General features: G+C 71.0%; 19 protein-coding genes. 11 read left to right on the top strand and 8 right to left on the bottom strand.

Going from position 1 to position 19217, the window contains the following annotated elements:
- Nucleotides 1-60: 60 nt before the first annotated feature.
- Together HG543_RS08445 and HG543_RS08440 are read left to right on the top strand one after the other, a co-directional pair.
- A complete protein-coding gene (locus HG543_RS08445) occupies nucleotides 61-813 on the top strand; it encodes a VOC family protein (RefSeq protein ID WP_169344178.1) in 753 nt (250 codons plus the stop codon).
- 198 nt (nucleotides 814-1011) lie between these two features.
- Nucleotides 1012-1842, top strand: a complete 831-nt coding sequence (locus HG543_RS08440) for an NmrA family NAD(P)-binding protein (RefSeq protein WP_343073301.1) — start codon at nucleotides 1012-1014, stop codon at nucleotides 1840-1842.
- Nucleotides 1843-1906: 64 nt separating this feature from the next.
- Here the strand turns inward: HG543_RS08440 and HG543_RS08435 are convergent, their stop codons facing one another.
- Nucleotides 1907-3007: a serine hydrolase domain-containing protein gene (locus HG543_RS08435; RefSeq protein ID WP_169344176.1), complete on the bottom strand. Its 1101-nt coding sequence runs from the start codon at nucleotides 3005-3007 to the stop codon at nucleotides 1907-1909.
- Nucleotides 3008-3187: 180 nt separating this feature from the next.
- Here HG543_RS08435 and HG543_RS08430 point away from each other — a divergent pair, with 180 nt between their 5' ends.
- Genes HG543_RS08430 through HG543_RS08420 form a run of 3 tightly spaced genes read left to right on the top strand, consistent with a single transcriptional unit; the run spans nucleotide 3188 to nucleotide 6317 of the window.
- Entirely contained in the window at nucleotides 3188-4027 is an 840-nt protein-coding gene (locus tag HG543_RS08430; RefSeq protein ID WP_169344175.1) for a carbohydrate ABC transporter permease, read from the top strand.
- On the top strand, nucleotides 4024-5445 hold the full coding sequence (locus HG543_RS08425; RefSeq protein WP_169344174.1) for an ABC transporter substrate-binding protein: 1422 nt from the start codon (nucleotides 4024-4026) through the stop codon (nucleotides 5443-5445). The genes HG543_RS08430 and HG543_RS08425 overlap by 4 nt, the downstream gene beginning before the upstream one ends.
- Nucleotides 5442-6317: a carbohydrate ABC transporter permease gene (locus HG543_RS08420; RefSeq protein ID WP_169344173.1), complete on the top strand. Its 876-nt coding sequence runs from the start codon at nucleotides 5442-5444 to the stop codon at nucleotides 6315-6317. Before HG543_RS08425 ends, HG543_RS08420 begins: the two co-directional genes overlap by 4 nt.
- Before the next feature lie 21 nt (nucleotides 6318-6338).
- Here the strand turns inward: HG543_RS08420 and HG543_RS08415 are convergent, their stop codons facing one another.
- The 3 genes from HG543_RS08415 to HG543_RS08405 all read right to left on the bottom strand — a co-directional run bounded on the left by HG543_RS08415 (nucleotide 6339) and on the right by HG543_RS08405 (nucleotide 8746).
- Nucleotides 6339-6881, bottom strand: a complete 543-nt coding sequence (locus tag HG543_RS08415; protein ID WP_169344172.1) for a peroxiredoxin family protein — start codon at nucleotides 6879-6881, stop codon at nucleotides 6339-6341.
- Nucleotides 6882-6931: 50 nt separating this feature from the next.
- Nucleotides 6932-8221: an amidohydrolase family protein gene (locus tag HG543_RS08410; protein ID WP_169344194.1), complete on the bottom strand. Its 1290-nt coding sequence runs from the start codon at nucleotides 8219-8221 to the stop codon at nucleotides 6932-6934.
- A 66-nt stretch (nucleotides 8222-8287) separates the two neighbouring features.
- On the bottom strand, nucleotides 8288-8746 hold the full coding sequence (locus HG543_RS08405; RefSeq protein ID WP_211193806.1) for a hypothetical protein: 459 nt from the start codon (nucleotides 8744-8746) through the stop codon (nucleotides 8288-8290).
- Nucleotides 8747-8904: 158 nt separating this feature from the next.
- Between HG543_RS08405 and HG543_RS08400 the strand changes: the two genes are divergently transcribed.
- Together HG543_RS08400 and HG543_RS08395 are read left to right on the top strand one after the other, a co-directional pair.
- Entirely contained in the window at nucleotides 8905-11253 is a 2349-nt protein-coding gene (locus HG543_RS08400; protein ID WP_169344171.1) for a protein kinase domain-containing protein, read from the top strand.
- A 176-nt stretch (nucleotides 11254-11429) separates the two neighbouring features.
- Nucleotides 11430-12212 carry a zinc-dependent metalloprotease gene (locus HG543_RS08395; protein ID WP_169344170.1) on the top strand — a complete coding sequence of 261 codons (783 nt, stop codon included), beginning with the start codon at nucleotides 11430-11432 and terminating at the stop codon, nucleotides 12210-12212.
- Between the two features lie 49 nt (nucleotides 12213-12261).
- On the opposite strand, the gene HG543_RS08390 is transcribed toward HG543_RS08395, so the two are convergent.
- Entirely contained in the window at nucleotides 12262-12972 is a 711-nt protein-coding gene (locus HG543_RS08390; RefSeq protein WP_169344169.1) for a lysoplasmalogenase, read from the bottom strand.
- An 87-nt stretch (nucleotides 12973-13059) separates the two neighbouring features.
- Entirely contained in the window at nucleotides 13060-13137 is a 78-nt protein-coding gene (locus HG543_RS57250) for a DUF3892 domain-containing protein (protein WP_369334958.1), read from the bottom strand.
- 185 nt (nucleotides 13138-13322) lie between these two features.
- Here HG543_RS57250 and HG543_RS08380 point away from each other — a divergent pair, with 185 nt between their 5' ends.
- Nucleotides 13323-14072 carry a carbohydrate deacetylase gene (locus tag HG543_RS08380; protein ID WP_169344167.1) on the top strand — a complete coding sequence of 250 codons (750 nt, stop codon included), beginning with the start codon at nucleotides 13323-13325 and terminating at the stop codon, nucleotides 14070-14072.
- Here the strand turns inward: HG543_RS08380 and HG543_RS08375 are convergent.
- The gene (locus tag HG543_RS08375) at nucleotides 14056-15981 is read right to left on the bottom strand and encodes a hybrid sensor histidine kinase/response regulator (protein WP_169344166.1); all 1926 of its coding nucleotides are present in this window, start codon (nucleotides 15979-15981) and stop codon (nucleotides 14056-14058) included. The two genes, HG543_RS08380 and HG543_RS08375, sit on opposite strands and share 17 nt — an antisense overlap.
- Nucleotides 15982-16176: 195 nt before the next feature.
- Between HG543_RS08375 and queF the strand changes: the two genes are divergently transcribed.
- Nucleotides 16177-16539 (top strand): preQ(1) synthase, encoded by a 363-nt coding sequence (gene queF / locus HG543_RS08370; RefSeq protein ID WP_169344165.1) that lies wholly within the window; start codon nucleotides 16177-16179, stop codon nucleotides 16537-16539.
- Between the two features lie 14 nt (nucleotides 16540-16553).
- Here queF and HG543_RS08365 read toward each other — a convergent pair whose 3' ends face one another.
- Nucleotides 16554-17567 (bottom strand): serine/threonine-protein kinase, encoded by a 1014-nt coding sequence (locus HG543_RS08365; RefSeq protein ID WP_246356851.1) that lies wholly within the window; start codon nucleotides 17565-17567, stop codon nucleotides 16554-16556.
- A 197-nt stretch (nucleotides 17568-17764) separates the two neighbouring features.
- Here HG543_RS08365 and HG543_RS08360 point away from each other — a divergent pair, with 197 nt between their 5' ends.
- The gene (locus tag HG543_RS08360; protein ID WP_169344163.1) at nucleotides 17765-17980 is read left to right on the top strand and encodes a hypothetical protein; all 216 of its coding nucleotides are present in this window, start codon (nucleotides 17765-17767) and stop codon (nucleotides 17978-17980) included.
- Nucleotides 17981-18057: 77 nt separating this feature from the next.
- On the top strand, nucleotides 18058-19191 hold the full coding sequence (locus HG543_RS08355; protein ID WP_169344162.1) for a phospholipase D-like domain-containing protein: 1134 nt from the start codon (nucleotides 18058-18060) through the stop codon (nucleotides 19189-19191).
- Nucleotides 19192-19217 lie beyond the last annotated feature (26 nt).

The raw sequence follows: 19217 nt of genomic DNA, 5'->3' as shown, positions 1-19217 counted from the left end.
ACGCAGTTACTGCACGTTCCGTCGCGGCCACCGTTGCCGGTGACATAGGCTCCGCCGCTCATGACGACGACCCACACCTTCGTTTCATACGACCTGAGGACCACGGACCTCGACGCGGCCGAGGCGTTCTACACGGGACTCATGGGTTGGCAGGTCCAGCGCTCGGGCGAGTCCCGGGTGTTCCTCGCGGGCACGCAGCCCGTGGGCCTGCTCATGGCCCTTCCCGAGCGAGCACGGGCCCAGGGCGCTCCGGCGCACTGGCTCGGACATATCGGCGTCGAGGATGTCGACGCGATGGCGCGCCGCTTCGTGGAACGCGGGGGCCAGATGCTCGGGCCCGTTCAGCAGCCCGTGCCGGGACAGCGCGTCGCCATCCTCAAGGATTCGCAGGGCGCCGTCTTCTCGATGAGCACGAGGAGGAGTGGCGGGAGCCCCGGGGCCATCGCCTGGCATGAGCTCAACACGACGGACCGCGAGCAGGCGTGGGCCGCGTACTCGGAGCTGTTCGGCTGGAGGGCGACCGGGAAGCTGGAGCTGGGGCCCCAGCTTGGGACGTACCAGATGTTCACCTGGGAGGGAGCCGGGCGGGACGTGGGCGCCATGGTCAACACGGCGCGCCTCCCGTCCATCCACACGCACTGGCTCTTCTATCTGACGGTGCCGGACCTCGACGCAGCGCTGCAGCGGCTCCGCGCCCTGGGTGGCCGGGTGCTGAACGGGCCGATGCAGGTGCCCAGCGGTGACCGCGTCGCCCAGTGCGAGGACCCACAGGGCGCCGCGTTCGCACTGCGCCAATCCGTCCGGACGGTCTGAGCCACCTGCCCCCGCCCCCTCGTGCGGAATGGAATCTCCGTTCCGCGAGGGCCTCCCAGGCTCTCCCCTTTCACGGGGCTGGACTTCCTGGCCGTGCGCGGCAGTCAACAGGACGGAAAGAGGGATGCGTCCTCGCGCGTTCTCCTGTTGCAACAGCAGCACGCGGCGACAACATGCATGTCTCCTACTGGAGGGCCTGTGAACGCTGACACGACGAAGAACGAAGTCCTCGTCCTCGGAGCCACTGGAACCACCGGCCGGCGGTTGACCGCGCTGCTGCGCGCGGCCGGAGTCCCGGTACGGGCCGCCTCGCGCAAAGGCGAGGTGCGCTTCGACTGGACCGACATGGGGACCTGGGAGCCCGCGGTGACGGGCGCCTCGCGGATGTACCTCATGGCGCCGCATGACATGCCGATAGACCCGGCCTTCGTCCGGCTCGCGGCCAAGAAGGGCATCCGGCACATCGTCCTGCTGTCCAGCCGGGGCATCGAGACCATGGGCGACGAGCGCCTGATGGCGGCCGAGCGCACGGTGCGGGACTCCGGTGTGGACTGGACCCTCCTGCGGCCGGACTGGTTCAACCAGAACTTCGATGAAGGCGTGCTCCGGGACGCGGTCCTCGCGGGAGAGGTCGCGATGCCGGTGGGTGATGCGCGCCAGGTCTTCGTGGATGCCGACGACATCGCGGCCGCCGCAGCAGCAGTGCTCACCGGAAAGGGCCACGCCGGCCAGAGCTACGATTTGACCGGGCCCCGAGCGCTGTCCTTCGCGGAAGCCGTCGACATCATCAGCCGCGCGTCGGGCCGCAAGGTCCAGTTCCGGGGAGCGCCCGAGGACTACCTGGCCGCGATGGGTGCGTTCGGCGTGCCCCGCGAGCAGACGTTGAAGGAGGTCCAGGCCTTCACCGCGCTGCGGGAGCTCGGTGACGCGAAGCCGAACGACGTCGTGCGACGGCTCACCGGACGCGCCCCCAAGGATTTCGAGACGTACGCCAGGGAGGCGGCCGCTCGCGGCGCGTGGCGCGGCTGAGTGCGTCGAGCAGGAGTGGGGCGTGCATCTTCCAGGTCTCCGGCTCCTGGAAGGGCCGTCTGGGTTACCGACCCGCGCCTGCCTCACCTGACAGGCCGTGGAGCAAATCCTCCGTCAGCGCCCCCATCCTTCCGAGGTCCGCGGTGGTGTTGCTCATGAGGATGACCGTCAGCCCACTCGACAGCACCCGGCTCACCCGGGTCTTGAAGGGGCCGTTGGAGCCGCTCAGCCAGGACACGACCTCGTCCTTGCCGCCCAGCTTCAGGGTCCGCACGTGGCCTCCGTAGGCGTAGCCCACGCCGTCCTCGTGTGTATACGGAGTGCCGAGCCGCTGGACGGAGTCACGGGACAGGAGCTGGCCGCCGTGCACGGCGCGGGTGAGGGTGAGCAGGTCGGCCGCGGTGCCGAACATGCCCCCCGCGCAGGCCATGAAGGCGGGCGTAGGCGTCGAGGCGCGCTTCGGCTCGGGTCGTAGGGACGCGTAGCCCACGGCCCCTCCGCTCACGGACCCGAAGTCGCCCGCGAAGGTGCCCATGCCCCGAAGCTTCAGCGGGTGAAGAAGGCGCTGGACGTTCTCTTCGTAGGAGCGACCCGACGCGCGCTCGATGATGGCCCGCACCAGAATCCAGTTGGAGTGGGAGTAGTCGAACCGGCTTCCGGGCTCGAACTGGAGCGCGCCGCTCGCGTAGCGCTCCACCGCGGTGGCCGTGGACAGCTCCACCTTCGCCACGTCCCGGTCCTTGCGGAACGCGGCGATGACGTCGTTGGGCACACCGCTCGTATGCGCCAGGAGGTGGTGCAGCGTCACCCGGCTCCCCACGTCGCCACGAAGGTCCGGCAGGTACTCCGAGATGGGCCGGGTGAGGGACAGCGTCCCCTCGTCGACGAGCCGCAGGACCACCAGCGATGCGACGTACTTGGAGATGGAACCGAGCTGGTAGCGCGTCGCGAACGCGGTGGGCGTGCCGGCCTCGATGTCGGCGTGACCATAGGCGCCCTGGTGCACCAGCCCCTCGTCCGTGGCCACCACGATGACGCCGTTGAAGCCGGTGTCCGCGACGAACCGCGAGATGAGCGCCTCCGGGACCGCCGCCGAGGCCTGGAGCCCCATGAGGAGCACGGACACCACCCACCCTCCGCACCACGCCTGCTTCGAGAGCGCCATTCCACCTCCAGCCCTTCCTACGGCAGCCCCGCCACCTGATTGCGGAACAGCCGGACAGGGCCGCAACACCGAGCGGCCCGCGCCTCCTGCTCGCCTGCCTGTCCTTCCAGCCAGGGCCTCCAGCCCCATTCCCGGCTTGACGGCCCGGCACCCGGTGGGCGCGAATGGGGTCTCCCCGCGATGCCGTCACCCGTCCGACTCCTCCGCTCCACGTCGCGTGCCCTCCTCGTCGGAGCGCTGGTGGTGCTGTTCCTCGCGCCGCTGGTGGTGATGCTCACCGGCTCGCTGCGTCCGCCGGGGCTGCCGCCGCCGCGCGGGGTGGAGCTGCTGCCCGAGGGCGCCGGGCTGGCCGCCTACGCCGCCACCTTCGAGCTGGTGCCCTTCGGCCGCGCGCTCCTCAACTCCGTGCTGCTGGCCGCCATCATGGTGCCGCTCAGCGTCGTCACCGCGTCCTGGGCGGGGCTGGCCCTGGCGCAGACGTCCGGGTGGCGCTGGCGGACGCTGGCCGGCGCGGTGCTGCTGCTCGTCATGGTGCCCGCCACCGCCGTGTGGCTCACGCGCTTCGCCGTCTTCAAGGTGCTGGGCCTCACCGGCACCGCCGTGCCCCTCATCGCGCCCGCGCTCATGGGCGGCAGTCCCCTCTTCGTGCTCCTCTACGCGGTGGCCTTCCGACGCCTGCCCCAGGAGCTGTTCGAGGCCGCTCGGCTGGAGGGCGCCGGCCCCCTGCGCCTGTGGCGCTCCATCGCCCTGCCGCTGGTGCGCCCCACCACCGCCGCGGTCGCGCTGCTGGCGTTCGGCCTGTCGTGGAGCAACTTCATCGACCCGCTGCTGTACCTCAGCGGCGAGGACGCGCTCACCGCGCCCCTCGCGCTGCACTCCCTGGAGCTGCTCGGCTCCACGCAGTGGCCCGTGCTGCTCGCCGGCGCCGTGGTCGTCACCCTGCCCGCCGTCCTCGCCTTCCTCGGCGCGCAGCGCATGTTTCTCGGCGAGGAGAGAGGAAGCGGATGGCTCGGACGATGACGAAGAGGTGGACCGCCGCGCTCGCGCTGGCCGGTGCGGTGCTGCTCGGCGGCTGCAAGCGCGAGGAGAAGCCCCCGGAGCCCGCGAAGCCGGGCACCGCCGCCGCGCCCACGGAGGTGACGCTCCAGCTCTTCGGAGACCCGGCCGAGGTGGAGGGCTACCGCCAGCTCATCTCCGCCTTCGAGGCGAAGAACCCGGACGTGAAGGTACGACTGGTCCCCATCGGCAAGCAGAAGGACCACATGGCGAAGCTCACCACCGCCTTCTCCGGTGGCACGCCGCCCGACCTCTTCCTCATCAACTACCGGCGCTTCGCCCAGTTCGCCGCCAAGGACGTGCTGGAGCCGCTGGGCCCCCGGCTGGAGAAGAGCACCGTCCTGAAGGAGCGGGACTTCTACCCGCAGGCGGTGGAGGCCTTCCGCTACGACGGCGCGCTGGAGTGCCTCCCGCAGAACGTCTCCAGCCTCGTCGTCTACTGGAACCGCGCCCTCTTCCAGCGACTGGGCGTGCCGCCGCCGAAGCCGGACTGGACGTGGGACGACTTCCGCAAGACGGCGCAGGCCCTCACCCGCGATGAGAACGGCGACGGGCGCATGGACGTCCACGGGCTCGCCTTCGAGCCGACGCTGTCCCGCCTGGCGCCCTTCATCTGGCAGGCCGGCGGCGACATCGTGGACGACGTGAACGACCCGCGGCACATGCAGCTGCTCAACGAGCCTGCGCTGGAGGCGCTGCGCTTCGTGCTGCGCCTGCAGCGCGTCTTCAAGGTGACGCCCTCGCTGGAGGAGGCGAAGTCGGAGAACCACGAGGCGCGCTTCGCCGCGGGCCGGCTGGGCATGCTCCTCAACAGCCGCCGGCTGGTGCCCACGCTGCGCGCCGTGCCGGACCTCGACTGGGACGTGGCGCCGCTGCCCCGGCACCACAAGACGGCCACCGTCCTCCACTCGGATGCCTACTGCATGTCCCGCGCGTCCAAGGCCAAGGACGCCGCCTTCCGCTTCGTGGAGTTCGCGCTCGGCTCCACGGGCGCGGAGCTGGTGGCGCGCGGCGGTCGCACCGTGCCATCGCTGAAGCGCGTGGCGGAGAGCCCCGCCTTCCTCGACCCGAACCAGCGCCCCGCCTCCGCCCGCGTGTTCCTCGACTCCATCCTCTCCATCCGCCGGCTGCCCAACGTGGCGGTGTGGAACGAGGTGGAGACGCGCGCGGACGTCATCGTGGAGGAGTGGTTCTACACCGTGCCCCCGCACGGCACCCAGTTGACGGAGTCGGACTCGAAGGAGGTGCGGCCCGGGCAGGAAGCCGGTGGCTCCATGCGCCGGCTGCTGCGTCAGGGCAACGAGGTGAACGCGCTGGGGCAGGAGGTCACCGAGGCCGTGCAGGGCATCCTCGACTCCGCGCCGAAGTCCGGCACGCCATGAAGCCGGGCGCTCCGCGCGGCCGCGAGGCCATGGTGTGGCTGGCGGCGCCGTTCCTCGTGGCGGCGGCGCTGCTGGTGGGCCTGCCCGCGCTCCTGGCGCTGGGGCTGGCCTTCACCGAGTACGACGCGCTGAGCGCCCCTCGCTTCGTGGGCGTGGACCACTTCCTCCGGCTGTGGGACGACCCGCTCTTCTGGACGGCGCTGGGCAACTCGCTGCTGTTCGCCGCCATGGCCGTGCCGCTGCGGCTGGCCGTGGCGCTGGGGCTGGCGCTGCTGCTGCACCGGGGCGGACGGCTGGCGCGCTCCGCGGTGTTCCTGCCCACGGTGGTGCCGGACATCGCCTACGCGCTGCTGTGGCTGTGGCTGCTCAACCCGCTGTACGGCCCGCTGGCGCTCGCGCTGAAGGCGGTGGGCGTGGCGGACACGGGGTGGCTGCTCACACCGTGGGGCGCGCGCGGGGCGCTGGTGGCGCTCACCGTCTTCCAGCTCGGCGAGGTCTTCGTCGTGCTGCTGGCCGCGCGGCGCGAGCTGCCGGAGGAGCTGTACGAGCTGTGCGAGCTGGAGGGCGGCGGCGCGCTCACCGTCTTCAGCAAGGTGACGCTGCCCCTGATGGCGCCCACGCTGGCGCTGCTCGCCGCGCGCGACGTGGTGGTGAGCCTGCAGACGACCTTCGTGCCCGCGCTCGTCATCACCCAGGGAGGCCCGCGCTATGCGACGACCTTCCTGCCGCTCTACATCTACCAGAACGGCTTCGAGTACCTGCGGCTCGGGTACGCGTCCGCGATGACGTGGGTGATGTTCCTCGTCACCGCGGCCATGGTGGCCGCGCAGCTGTGGGTGCTGCGCGGGTGGCGCGCCTCGAAAGAAGCCTGAGGCGCGCCAGAGGGCTCCCGCCTACTTCGCCCCTCCGTCCGGCGTCCCCCCGTCCGTGCCCGCGGGCTTCGAGCCGGGCTTGCGGATGGGGCACGACACAATCGCCCCATTCGGGTCGATGGCGTCGCTGCCGGTCTCCACCTTCAGAATCTTGCGTCCCTCGCCGATGACGAACGTGTACCGCTTGGGAACGGACAAGAGCGGCATCTTCACGTCATACGCCGCGACGACCTTGCCCTCCGGGTCGGGAATGAAGGGGAATGGTGCTTTCAGCTCGGCCTTGAAGCGCGCGAGCGTCTCTGAATCATCCATGCTGACGGCCAGGACCTGGCCGTGGAGCTTCTCGATGTCCGAGTACCTGTCCCGGTACGCCGAGAGCTCGCGGGTTCAACCACCTGTGAAGGCCTTCGGGAAGAAGGCCACGATGACGGGACCCTGCTTCACCATCTCAGACAGGGTGTACACGTTGCCGGCGGTGTCCTTCACCGTGAAGTCCGGCGCCGTGTCCCCCACCTGCGGAATGGCTCCGCTGAAGAGGCCCGCGACGAGCACTGGAATGAGCATGGCCGGGAATTAACCGGCCTTCCCGGTGGGAAGGCAAGCGGCCAGACGGCTCAGGCCTTGGACTCGGCCATGCGCGCCCACACGGCGGAGGCCGCCTCGCGGGCCTGCTCCGCCACCACGGTGGGATTCACGGACAACGGCCGGCGCGCCCACATGCGCCACACGCCGTCCACCATCACCGCCTCCACGTGGCGGCTGCCCAGGCCGAAGACGACGTGCCACGCCAGGTTCTCCGCGGTGAGCGGCGTGGCCGGCAGGTAGTCCAGGATGAGCAGGTCCGCGAGCGCGCCCTCGCGCATGGGGCCCACCGGCGTCTCGAAAACCTGGGACACCAGCCGGTGGCCGTTGGCGAGGTAGCGCAGCACGTCGATGGGCTGCCCCGCCTCGCGCGAGCGCAGGTACGCCGCCTGTGCCTCGGCGAAGAGGTCCGCGGACACGGCGTCCACGCCCAGCGTGGCGCGGTGGCCGAACTTCAGGGCGGGCGCGTAGCCCACCTCCAGCCCCTGGTTGGAGCGCGGCGTGTGGACAATCCACGCACCGGTGGCAATCACCTGCGCCAGGTCCGCCCACTCCAGGTGGCCCACGTGCGCCAGCTGGCTCTTGGGGGACAGGAGCCCCGCTTCCATCAGCCGCGCCACGGGGGACGCGCCGTAGCGCTCGGTGGACAGGCGCTCGTCCAGCGGGTCCTCGGCGAGCGGCAGGTGCAGCCCGGCGTTGCCCAGCGTCTTCAGCGCTTCCGCCAGCCCTTGCAGGCCGTCCGGCCCGAGCGTGAAGCAGGGCCCCGCGCCCACCTGTCCGCGGAAGCGGCCCTTGGCCTTCTTCGCGAAGCTGACCGTCTCCTCCAGCCCCTCCTCGCGGCCCACCGCGCCCAGCCGGTCCGACACCGCGTAGGACAGCACGCCGCGCACGCCGACTTCATGGAGCCCGCGCGCCAGCCGCACCAGCGAGCCCGACACGGCCTTGGGCGACGCGTGCAGGTTGCACACGGTGGTGGTGCCGCACTGGAGCGCCTCCAGGCCACCGGCGCACCCGGCCACCTGCACGGCGTCCAAATCCAGCGCGCTCTCGTAGGGCCAGAGCACCTTCTCCAGGCTGTCCTGGTAGGTCTCCAGCTTGGGGTGCGGCATGCCGCGGCCGAGCACCGCGTGCAGCCGGTGATGCGCGCTGACGAGCCCCGGGAAGACGAGCTTGCCGGACAGGGCGACGACCTCGTCGTCGGCCGCGGGCGTCAGGTCCGGCCCGCGCGCGACGATGCGCTCACCCTCGATGCGCAGGTCCACGCGCTCCACCAGCGCGGGCTCCAGCTCGACGACGTATCCACCCTTGAGGACCGTGCCCAACATCCCTCCGGACGCACCGCGTGCGTGTCAGGGCCCTCCTCCCGTGGGCCAGAAAGGCCCCGGAGGTTAGCACTCCCGCTCCATCGCGCGAGCGAGCAGGTAGAGCACCCACACCCCGCGTAGGAACCACAACGCCGTGCGCAGCCAGTTCGTGAAGACCAGCCGGCGGTGCGCTTCGGGGTCAAAGCCTACCCGGAGCACCTCGTGCTGGGGAACCTGGAGGAGGAAGGTGGACAGCCACAGGGCGATGACGGCGGCCAACCCCGCCCACGCCATCCAGGCGGGCACGCCCGGGGGCAGCGGACGGAAGACGAGCCACACGGCGGTCGCCAGCTCCACGAGCATGGGCCCCGCCACCACCCAGGTGATGCGCCAGCCGTGCTCGGCCGCGTAGGCCGGGAAGCCGGCGGTGCCCACCCGGGCGAAGAGCGGATAGTGGACGATTTGGATGACGGCGATGACGCCCGCCATGAACAGGGTGGATGCGGCGTGCACCAGCCATAGCAGCCTGTCCATGCCCGTCATGCCGGCCTCCGCGTCGCGCGCTCGGACTGTCCAGGGTGAGACGCCCGGTGGAATGGGGCAAGTTTCCGGTGGAGTTGTTCGCGGCGGGTGGGCGAGCAGCCAGGGCCCGAGACAGGAGGAGGACGCGGGTGGGCCCCTACACGTAGACTGCCGGCACTTTGGAGCCGGAGCAGAACCCCTACTGGGTGGGCCGCTACCGCCTGTCCGCGCGCATCGCGACAGGCGGCATGGCGGAGGTGTACCTCGGGCGTCGCATCGAGGAGGACGGGCAGCGCGGCCCGGCCGTGGCGGTGAAGCGGCTGATGCCGCACCTGGCCTCGGACCGGCGCGTGGTGCAGATGTTCCTCAACGAGGCGCGCATCACCGCGCAGGTGCGCCACCCCAACGTCGTCACCATTCTGGAGCTGGGCATGGAGGGCACGGAGCCCTTCATCGCCATGGAGCTCCTGGAGGGGCGCTCCTTCGCGGAGCTGCGCCAGGAGGCCGCCGAGAACGGGCAGCGCGTGCCGCTGGGAATCACCCTGCGCGTGCTGGCGGATGCGTGCCGGGGACTGGACGCCGCGCACCGGGCCGTGGACGAGACGGGCCGGCCGCTGCGCATCGTCCACCGCGACTTCACGCCGGACAACATCCACGTGGGCGTGAATGGCGCGGTGAAGGTCATCGACTTCGGCATCGCCAAGGCGGAGTCGCTGGGCTCGGGCACGGAGCCCGGGGTGCTCAAGGGCAAGTTCTTCTACATGTCGCCGGAGATGATTGCCGGCAGGCCGGTGGACCACCGCGCGGACCTGTTCGCCGCGGGCGTCATGCTCTACGAGCAGCTCTGCGGCCGGCGGCCCTTCACGGGACTGACGGCGGAGGAAGTGCTGGGGCGCATCGCGGAGGGGCGGCCGAAGCCCCCCACGGCGTTCGACCCTTCCGTGCCGGCGGCGCTGGAGCTGGTGTGCCTCACCGCGCTGGCGAGGGACCCGGCCGCGCGCTTCGACAGCCTCGAGTCGTTCATCGACGCGATTGAGGCCATTGGCGGCTCGGCGGAGGTGGCCACGCACGAGCAGCTCGCGGCATACGTGGACACCCTGTTCCCGCCGAACACGGATACCAAGCGACAGGCCCTGCGCCGGGCGCGGCTCGCGGACCCTTCTCACGGAGGGACGCCTCCGGGGCACGTGCGGCAGGTGGCCGGTCTCGGGCCTGCCGTGAATCCGTATGGGACGGGGCCCGCGCTGGCGCAGGCGGAGCATGGCGGCGTCCCGGCAGAGGGCTGGGGTGCGACTCCGCACTCAGCGGCGGGTGCCCTCCCCTCCCCATCCGCGGCGCAGATGGCGCCGGAAGCACGGGGGCAGACGCCGCACGATGCACACGGAGTCCCAGGCGTCACGGCAGGCACCGTGTCCGGAGGACGGCGCGCGACGCCCCAGGGGTTGCACGCGCAGACCGGCACCGCGCCGGGCGAAGCAGCCGTGGCGAGGCCTGCTGACTCCGCTGGCACGAAGGGCTCGCGGGAGAAGCCCGCGGCTTCCAGCCCGAAGGACGCGGCGCGGTCCGGAGAGGAAGCCCGGAGCGGGAAGTCCTCGCGGCTGGGCGCCATCCTCGGAGGCGTGCTCGCGCTCGGCGTTGTCGGAGGAGGCGCGGCGTGGTTCCTCATGCGCCCGGCGATGCCTCCGGCCGAGCGGCTCGCGAAGGCCGAGGCCGCCGCCAGCCCTGAAGCGAAGGTGTCCGCGCTCGACGGGCTGGGCACGGACGCGCGGGCCACCGAGGAGGAGCTGGCCAGGGCCGGGGCCCTGCTGGTGGCGGCGGGCGCGCACACCCAGGCGCTGACGTTGGCGGAGGCCTTCACCTCGCGCTTCCCGAAGAACGTCCAGGCGCACCTGCTGGCCGCGCGCGCGGCGACGGAGCTGCGCATGGGCAAGCGGGCCGAGCGCGCCATCGAGGACGCCACCGCGCTGGCGCCCAAGGATGTCCGTCCCGTGCTGGCGCTGGCGGAGCTGCGCGAGCGCCAGGGCGACGTGCCGGGCGCGCTCGCGGCGCTGGCGAAGGCCCACTCGCTGAAGCCGCGCTCGCGCGAGGTGACGCCGCGCTATGGCCGGCTCCTGTCCCAGAGCGGCCGGCTGGACGAGGCGGCGTCCGTCCTTGCCGCATGGACACGCGAGAACGACGACGACGCGGAGTGCCTCGCGGAGCTGGGCTTCGTGCGCTTCCGCCAGCAGCGCGTGGACGACGCGGCCAGCCTCCTCAAGCGCGCGATTCGCAAGGACGCGCGGCTCTCCGTGGCGCACTACTACCTGGGGGCCGTCCTCTTCCGTCAGGGAGACACGGCCGCCGCCGAGCGCTCGTATCGCGAGGCGGACCGGCTCGCGCCGCAGGACCCGCGCGCCCTCACCGCGCGCTGCCAGCTCCACGCGCACACCGGCAACACGGCGGCGGTGGACGAGGTGAAGCGCGTGCTCGCGGAGCGCTTCCCGGACCGGGCGAGTGCGCTCGTGGCGGAGTGCTCGACGGGGAGCTGAGCCGGAGCGGCCTCGTCGTTCCTGGGGCACCCTCGGTTCCAGCACGGCGAGCCGCGTCAGACAGCACCCGCGGGGCCGGGACGGACCGGCCAGCCCATCATCATTCCTTTCCGCAAAGCCACGAATCGCGGATTTTTCCGGTACAATCCCTTTCCTGAACAGGAGGGGAAACCAACATGCTCAAGAAAGCGGCAGTCCTCGTGGTGAGCTGTGGCGTGTTGCTGGCCGGCTGCGATACCGACCCGCACCTCGAGAACGAGGAGACCATCTCCAACCTCGTCGAGGCCGGGTTTCCGGCCGACGACATCATGGTCGTCGACGGCGCCGTCTACGTGGGACGCGACACCCACGTGAGCCTCGATGCGTCCCGTGAGCTGCTCCAGCGCGGCGAGAAGAGCGCGGAGCACTTCTGCACGACCAACCTCGTCGACGTCTCCGTCGTGAAGAAGATCTGCATCAACCCGACCTCCGCGTTCAACAGCTACGCCCGGCTCAGCCAGGGTCTGGACGCGGCCATCGCCAACTACAACCAGTTGGGGCTCTGCTTCACCATGGCGCGGGGACCGACCACTGGCTGCGACGCGAACATCACCGCGCAGACCATGTCCGGCACCGGCGGCTCCGCGGGCTTCCCCTCGAACGGCCGTCCCTATGGGACCATCAACATCGGCACCGGGCTGAACAGCTATGGCGTGGACGTGATCGAGCACGTCATCACCCACGAGCTGGGCCACACCATCGGTCTGCGCCACACGGACTACTACAACCGGGCCATCAGCTGCGGCGGCTCCGCCACCAACGAGGGCACCGCTGGCGTGGGTGCCATCCACATCCCCGGGACGCCGACCACGGCCACGGTGGGCAGCTCCATCATGAACTCGTGCTTCCGCTCGACCGAGACGGGTGAGTTCACCAGCTACGACATCATCGCGTTGAACTACCTCTACGGGAACTGCTGAGAACGGGAGTTGGGGGAGACCGGCCTCCGCGCAGGTGGTCCTGGGTTCGCTACTCGGATGAGGTCGAAAGCTGCCCGACCCGGTGCGGCCTTCGCTGCTCGGCCCGCGAGAGCCCCTCGTGAGCCGAGCGGGCGAGACAGAGCTGCGCGCCCCAGTACAACAGCATGATGACGTAGCTCGCGCCCGGCAGGGGGAGCACGAAGAGCTTGAGGGAGAGCAACCCATCACTGGCGGCGAACAACAGCGCGCCCACGAACGCGGCCCATTGCTCGCGCCGCGCCAACCCCTCGGCCCCCATCATGGCCGCCGCGCGCCATGCCATCGTGCAGATGACGACCACATAGGCTGTCACGGGCAGCGCCATGCTCCCGAGGCCCGGCCACAGGAACACGCTGGCGCCCACGCCGAAGAACGCGAAGGGGAGCGCCCTCGCCAGGCGGAGGCTCCGGGTCACGGTGAGGTACGCGACGGCATAGCTCACATGCGCCAGCAGGAAGGCGCCGAGCCCCGGGAGGAAGAGCTCGGGCCCCACCTCCATCAGCACATCTCCCACCAGGGAGAGCACGAGCCCGGCGAAGACCCACCGCGCATAGCGCGCCTGGGGCGGCCACAGCCACAGGAGCAGGCAGAGCATGGGCACCGGCTTGGTGGCCATGCGGAGGACATGGCTCTCCAGGACCAGCCCGAGAAAGAAGGCCACCGCGCCCGCAATACCCACTCCCGCGAGGATCCTCGTCCGACCGGCGCTCTCATCGTGCATGGCGGGCATCCTATCCGGTCAGCCCCACTCCAGCCGTGCGAGTCTCAATCGGCCCCCAAGAGAGCGGCCCGTTCTGGCTCGGTGCTCTTATGCGCAGTCCGGAAGCTCGAGCAGGTTGTCGACCTTGGTCTCATCCGGATTCGTCCGGATGTACTTCGGATTCACCGTTGATACAGAAGTTCCAAGGGTCCGCCGGGGCTTCGCCCATACCGCTCCGGGGGTACGGCCATCACGTCCCCAGGAGCAACGCTGGACTCGGTCCCCCGGGCAGCACCCGGCCCGGTTCCGCCGATGACACCCCGGCCAACCGGACCTGGACGCCACGCGTGCGGCGTGGTGATTCTCCCCGCATGAGCACCCGCGCCCTCATCATCAACGCCGACGACCTGGGCTACGACCCGGCCGTCACCCGAGGCATCCTCCGCGCCATGCGCGAGGGCGTCGTCTCCTCCGCCACCTTCATGGTGAACACGCCCCACTCCGAGGCCGCCGCGCGCGAGGCCCGGGGCCTGTCCATCGGCCTGCACTTCAACCTCGCCCGGGGCACTCCCGTGTGGAGCGGCTTCCCCCGCGCCTTCCTCGGCGAGGACGGCGGCCTCGTGGAGTCCCGCGCCGCTTCCCTGCCCTCGGACGTCGTGGAGGCCGAGGCCTTCGCCCAGCTCGCGCGGCTCACCGCGCTGCTCGGTCAGCCGGCCACCCACGTGGACGTGCACAAGCACCTGCACCAGCATCCCCAGGTCCTGCAGGGTCTCGCCCGCGCCGCCCGCACCGCCGGGCTGCCGGTGCGCTCCACGGACACAGCCATGCGCAACGCGCTCCAGTCCCACGGCGTGGCCACCAACGCGCACTTCATCGGCGACGCGGGCACGGAGGCATACTGGACGCTGGAGCGCCTCGAATCACACCTCGCCTCGCTGCCCACCGACGGCGTCATCGAGCTGATGTGCCACCCGGGCTACCGGCCGGAGACGCTCAAGAGCGGCTACTCCGCCCAGCGCGAGGTGGAGCTGGACACCTTCCTCCACCCGAAGGCCCGCGAGCTGCTGTCCCGCGCCGGAATCACCCCGGCGGACTTCCGCGTCCTCACACCCGGGAGCTGAGCCCCTCGAGCGGCCCCTCGCTCCGGCTCCCGGAGGACGACAGCGCCGGCCCCCGGCGCTTCTCCACCGTCAGCACGTTGCGCACCCGCGCCACCAGCTCATCCGGGCGGTACGGGCGCGTGCACAGCGTGGTGCTCTCCTGCGCCCACCAGGGCCGCTCGTCGCCGGCCAGCAGGATGGGCACCGGCCGCGCGCGCGGCAGCGTGGCGAAGGTCTCCAGGAAGACGCCCACCTGTCCGCCCGTGGCGCTCGTGGACAGGACGATCAGGTCCACCGGCAGGTGCGTGGCCCGCCGCAACGCCTCCGCCCCGTCGCGCGCGGTGAGCACCTCGAAGCCCTCGGCGAGCAGCACCCGCTCGGCCAGCGCCTCCTGCGTCCGGTCCTCGTCCAGCAGCAGCACCCGGCGCGGCAGCCGCTTCACCTCGTGCGACGCCATGCGCGGCAGCGTCATCGTGAAGGTGCTGCCGTGGCCCTCCGAGCTGGCCAGCGTGAGCGAGCCCCGGTGCAGCTTCGCGATGGAGCTGCTGATGAAGAGGCCCAGCCCCAGCCCGCCGAAGTTGCGGTGCGACACGTTGCGCGCCCGGTAGAAGCGCTGGAACACCTGCGACTGGTCCGCCCCCGGAATGCCGATGCCGTGGTCCTGCACGTGGATGCGCGCCTCGCCCTCCAGCTTCTCCACCCTCACCGTGATGGGCTCGCCCGCGGGGCTGTACTTGTGCGCGTTCTCCAGCAGATTCACCAGCACCTGCTCCAGCCTGTCACGGTCGCCGTGAACCCAGACGCGGTCTCTCGGCACCTCCACGGTGAAGGGCCGCTCGAAGGCGGCGCGGAAGTGGTCCACCACCTCCGCCACCAGCTGCCCCACCTCCAGCGGCGCCAGCTTCAGCTCCAGCTTGCCCGAGTCCAGCCGCGACGCGTCCAGCAGGTCATCCACCAGCCCCACCAGCCGGTCCACCTGCCGCTTGGACTTGAGCACCGTGGCCAGCTCCACCGGCTGGTTCGCGGAGATGCGCCGCTCCATGGTGTACAGGCCCAGCTTCAGCGGCGTCAGCGGCGTCTTCAGCTCGTGGCTGGCGATGGACATGAAGTCCTCGCGCACCTGGAGCGCCGCCTTTGCCTCGCGCAACAGCCGCGCGTTCTCCACCGCCACCGCGAGCTGGTTGGCCGCGGCGCTCCACAGCTCCAGCTCGCGCACGGAGAAGGACGTGCCCTGCTCCTTGTAGAGCAGCAAGAGCCCCACCGTCCGGCGCGGCGCGCACAGCGGCACCGCCGCGAAGATGGAGCCCATGGCGTCGCCATAGCCGCGCTGGATGCCGAGCTGCGCCTGCCGCGTCGCCAGCGCCTGGCGGAACGGGTCGTCCTCCGCGTCGAACGTATCCTCCGGCGCGTCGCCCCCGGCCAGGTCCGACACCGCCGCGCGGCGCAGGTTCTTCCCGTCCGTGTCGCACAGGAACACCTCGGCGCGCCGCACCTGCGCGCAGCGCACCAGCGCCACCACGGCCGCGGCGCACACGCTGTCCACCTCCAGCGTCTCGCCCACCGCGCGAGCGATCTCCTGCACCGCCTGCGAGAAGGCCCCCTCGTCGTCCACGCCCGAGGGCTCCACCACCAGCCAGGCACCCGGCCGCTCGCCTGTCCGGGCGGGCCTCACCTGCACCCGCACCTGCCTCAGCGCGCGGGTGATGACGTGGCCGGTGTGCGGACGGCCCTCGCGGATGGCGCGCTCCACCGCGTCCAGGCTGCGCCCCCGCTCGAGCGCGTCGAGCAGGTCGCCCCCGGCGCGCAGCTCCACGCCCGTCTTGCTGGAAAAGCCCTCCTCGCACCACTGGACGCGCAGGTCCGGACCGACGCGCAGGAGGGCCAGCGGAAGGCACGAAAAGGCATCTTCGACGTCAGTGGGAAGCGGCATGTGCTCGGGGCGGGGGGAGAAACCCTGGGTGGATTATGAGCCCCTCGCCGGACCGGCAACCGGCCCTCCCCCTGGATTCCCCGCTGGTGGACGGCCGCCACGTTCGGGCCCCGACAGATGCCCCTGGAGGCAGGCGGCCAGCGGACATCCACGGAACGGATGACACTCAGCGTCAGTGTGGTAGACGACAGCGTCATGCCTTCGCAGCCGTCCAAGGAACTTCAGACCTTTCCCAATCCGGCCCCCGAGCGCGACTACGAGATCGCCTTCGACTGCCCGGAGTTCACCTGCCTGTGCCCCCTAACGGGCCAGCCGGACTTCGCCCGCTTCAAGATTTCCTACGTCCCGGACCAGCTCTGCGTGGAGCTCAAGAGCCTCAAGCTCTACATGTGGGCCTACCGGAACGAGGGGGCCTTCCACGAGAAGGTCACCAACACCATCGCGGACGACATCATCAAGGCCATCCAGCCGCGCAAGCTCACGGTGGTGGGCGACTTCTTCGTGCGTGGCGGCATCGGCACCATCGTCACCGTCACGCACGAGAAGAAGAAGGGCTGAAGCGCGCCGTCCCTTCAGCGGGTGAGCTGCTCGAAGAGCGGCGCCCACTGGGACTGCGACAGATAGAGCCCCGTGCCCGCCGCGGTCACCACCGCAGCGGCCGCGGCCAGCACCCACTTGAGCTTCCCATTGGAGCTGGAGCGCGGCGTGTCGAACACCACCGACGCGGCGTCCAGCTCCTGCGGGCGCATGAGCTGCTGGGCCTCGGTCTCCGTCAGCCGGTTGCGGTGGCGCAGGAAGGCCACCAGCAGCGCCGCGTGGGACACCTGGACCTCCTGCGCGAGGAACACGTCCAGCTCGCGCCGCATGGCCGCGGCGTCGGGGAAGCGCTCCTCCGGCTTCACCTCCATGGCGCGCTGGATGATGCGCGCCAGCGGAGCGGGCACGTGCGGGGCCGCCTTGGCCAGCGGCGTGTACTTGCCGTCGCGAATCTTCGCGAAGACCTCGCCCGCCGTCTTGCCCTGGAAGGGCCGTGCGCCGGAGAGGGCCTCGTAGAGGAGCACGCCGAGCGAGAAGATGTCCGTGCGCCCATCCAGCGGCGCGCCCGTCACCTGCTCCGGGGACATGTACGAGGGGGTGCCCACGGCCATGCCCTGCTGGGTGAGGGCCTCCAGGCCCACGTCCTTGGCGATGCCGAAGTCCATCAGCTTCACCTCACCGGCCTTGGTGAGCATGACGTTGGCGGGCTTGAGGTCGCGGTGGATGATGTGGCGGAAGTGCGCGTGGTCCAGCGCGCTGGCGATGCGCGCGGCGATGACGCCGGTGACGTCCGGAGGCAGCGGCCCCTCGCGGATGAGCGTGTGCAGGGTGGGCCCGTCCACCAGCTCCATCACCATGAAGAGGGTGTCGTTCTTCTCCACCAGGTCGTACAGCGTGACGATGTTCTGGTGGCGGAAGGCGGCCAGCGCGAGCGCCTCGCGGCGGAAGCGCGACAGGGTCTCCTTGTCGCGCTGGCCCGCCGGGAGCAGCTCCTTGATGGCCACCTCACGCTGCAGCATCTCGTGAAGGCCGCGGTACACGACTGCCATGCCGCCGCGGCCCAGCTCTCCGAGCACGCGGTAGGCGCCAATCTTTCGATGACGGGTCAGCTTCTCTGCGGGAGGCACGGGCCGGAGGGTAGCGGAGCGCGCGCGCAGCGTCGATGCCCCGTGTGGCCACCCACCGGGCGAGCGGGTCCGGGGGGAGATGACTCCACGGTGGAGTCCGCTACCCTGCGCGCCCCCCCATGAAGAATCTGCGATTCCTCGTCCCCGTCCTCGCCCTGGTCTCACTTCAGGGTTGCATCTACCACCGCGTACACCACGACGATTCTCCGTCTCGGTCGAAGAAGTCCAAGGTCAGCAGCAAGCAGCGCAAGGAGTGCCACCCGAGCCAGTACTGGGATGGCGATCAGTGCCGGCACAAGGGCAAGGGCAAGGGCGCTCGCAAGCACGACGACTGAAGCCCACGCGGGTGGGATGGCGCCGCTGTCACTGGGAGGCCGTCCCGCTTCCGCACCGGGAGCGGTAGGGTGGGGGCGTGCGTCCCGAAGCCCTGATGGTTCCCCCGCTCGCCCCGGTCCTCCCCTCGTCGCGGGAGGTGACCGCGGAAGAGCGAATCACCCTGCTGGACGGCGGGACGGAGGCGTACCCGCGGATGCTGGAGGCCATCGCCTCCGCGAAGCAGCGGGTGCACCTGGAGGTGTACACCTTCGAGCGCGAGGGCGTGGGCGCGCGCTTCCTCGACGCGCTGGTGGCGGCGGCGCGGCGAGGTGTGACGGTGAAGGTGGTGGTGGACGGCTGGGGCAGCATGAAGGCCAGCAGCCACCTCACGCAGACGCTGAAGGCCGCCGGGGCGAAGGTGCGCGTGTACAACCCGCTCACGTCGCTCTTCATGGGCCGCTCGTGGCGCAACCACCGGAAGATCCTCCTGGTGGATGACGCGGTGGCATTCCTGGGTGGCATCAACATCGGGGACGAGTACGCGGCGCATGGCGACGAGCCGGGCTGGGCGGATCTGGCGCTGGAGCTGCGGGGCGACATCTGCCGGCAGCTCGGGGCGCGGCTGCACGCGGGGGCGTCCGCGCTGGTGTCGGGGGCGGTGAGCGTCTTCCTGTCGGGCTTCGGCGGTGGGCACCGGCTGCGCAAGCGGTACCTCTCGGCGATTGACGGGGCGAAGCGCGAGCTGGTGCTGGCGCACGCGTACTTCCTGCCGGACGTGGGCTTCGTGCGGGCACTGAAGCGGGCGGCGCGGCGGGGCGTGAAGGTGTCGCTGCTGCTGGCCGGGCGCAGCGACGTGGTGTTCGCCCGCGCGGCGACGATGCGGCTGTACCGCGACTTCCTGCGCGCGGGGGTGGGCATCCACGAGTGGACGGCGTCCACGCTGCACGCGAAGGCGGCGGTGGTGGATGGGAAGAAGCTGCTGGTGGGCAGCTTCAACCTGGACCCGCTGTCGCTCGTGAACCTGGAGACGCTGGTGGAGGTGGAGGAGCCCGGCGTGGCGGCGCAGTCGGCGCTGTGGCTGGAGAAGCACCTGGCGCTGTCGCGGCGCGTGCTGTTGGAGGACTGCTCGCGCTCGGGGTTCCAGCGGTGGCTGCTGGACATCGTGGGCCTCGCGGTGGCGCGCTTCGCGGAGCGGTTCGCCAGCTTCATCGGGCGGCGGCGGAAGCGGTGACGGGCTGCGGGTTCCCCGCATTCAGG

It is taken from the genome of Pyxidicoccus fallax (assembly GCF_012933655.1).
GTDB classification, from domain to species: domain Bacteria; phylum Myxococcota; class Myxococcia; order Myxococcales; family Myxococcaceae; genus Myxococcus; species Myxococcus fallax.
This window is presented reverse-complemented; position numbering and strand designations above follow the sequence as displayed.

What these genes read in the sequence shown, in the direction of transcription:
- HG543_RS08445 (WP_169344178.1), top strand. Translation starts at nt 61, where the DNA reads ATGACGACGACCCACACCTTCGTTTCATACGACCTGAGGACCACGGAC.
- HG543_RS08435 (WP_169344176.1), bottom strand. Translation starts at nt 3,007, where the DNA reads ATGGCGCTCTCGAAGCAGGCGTGGTGCGGAGGGTGGGTGGTGTCCGTG.
- HG543_RS08430 (WP_169344175.1), top strand. Translation starts at nt 3,188, where the DNA reads ATGCCGTCACCCGTCCGACTCCTCCGCTCCACGTCGCGTGCCCTCCTC.
- HG543_RS08425 (WP_169344174.1), top strand. Translation starts at nt 4,024, where the DNA reads ATGACGAAGAGGTGGACCGCCGCGCTCGCGCTGGCCGGTGCGGTGCTG.
- HG543_RS08420 (WP_169344173.1), top strand. Translation starts at nt 5,442, where the DNA reads ATGAAGCCGGGCGCTCCGCGCGGCCGCGAGGCCATGGTGTGGCTGGCG.
- HG543_RS08405 (WP_211193806.1), bottom strand. Translation starts at nt 8,746, where the DNA reads ATGACGGGCATGGACAGGCTGCTATGGCTGGTGCACGCCGCATCCACC.
- HG543_RS08395 (WP_169344170.1), top strand. Translation starts at nt 11,430, where the DNA reads ATGCTCAAGAAAGCGGCAGTCCTCGTGGTGAGCTGTGGCGTGTTGCTG.
- HG543_RS08390 (WP_169344169.1), bottom strand. Translation starts at nt 12,972, where the DNA reads ATGCACGATGAGAGCGCCGGTCGGACGAGGATCCTCGCGGGAGTGGGT.
- HG543_RS08380 (WP_169344167.1), top strand. Translation starts at nt 13,323, where the DNA reads ATGAGCACCCGCGCCCTCATCATCAACGCCGACGACCTGGGCTACGAC.
- HG543_RS08375 (WP_169344166.1), bottom strand. Translation starts at nt 15,981, where the DNA reads ATGCCGCTTCCCACTGACGTCGAAGATGCCTTTTCGTGCCTTCCGCTG.
- queF (WP_169344165.1), top strand. Translation starts at nt 16,177, where the DNA reads ATGCCTTCGCAGCCGTCCAAGGAACTTCAGACCTTTCCCAATCCGGCC.
- HG543_RS08365 (WP_246356851.1), bottom strand. Translation starts at nt 17,567, where the DNA reads ATGGCAGTCGTGTACCGCGGCCTTCACGAGATGCTGCAGCGTGAGGTG.
- HG543_RS08360 (WP_169344163.1), top strand. Translation starts at nt 17,765, where the DNA reads ATGAAGAATCTGCGATTCCTCGTCCCCGTCCTCGCCCTGGTCTCACTT.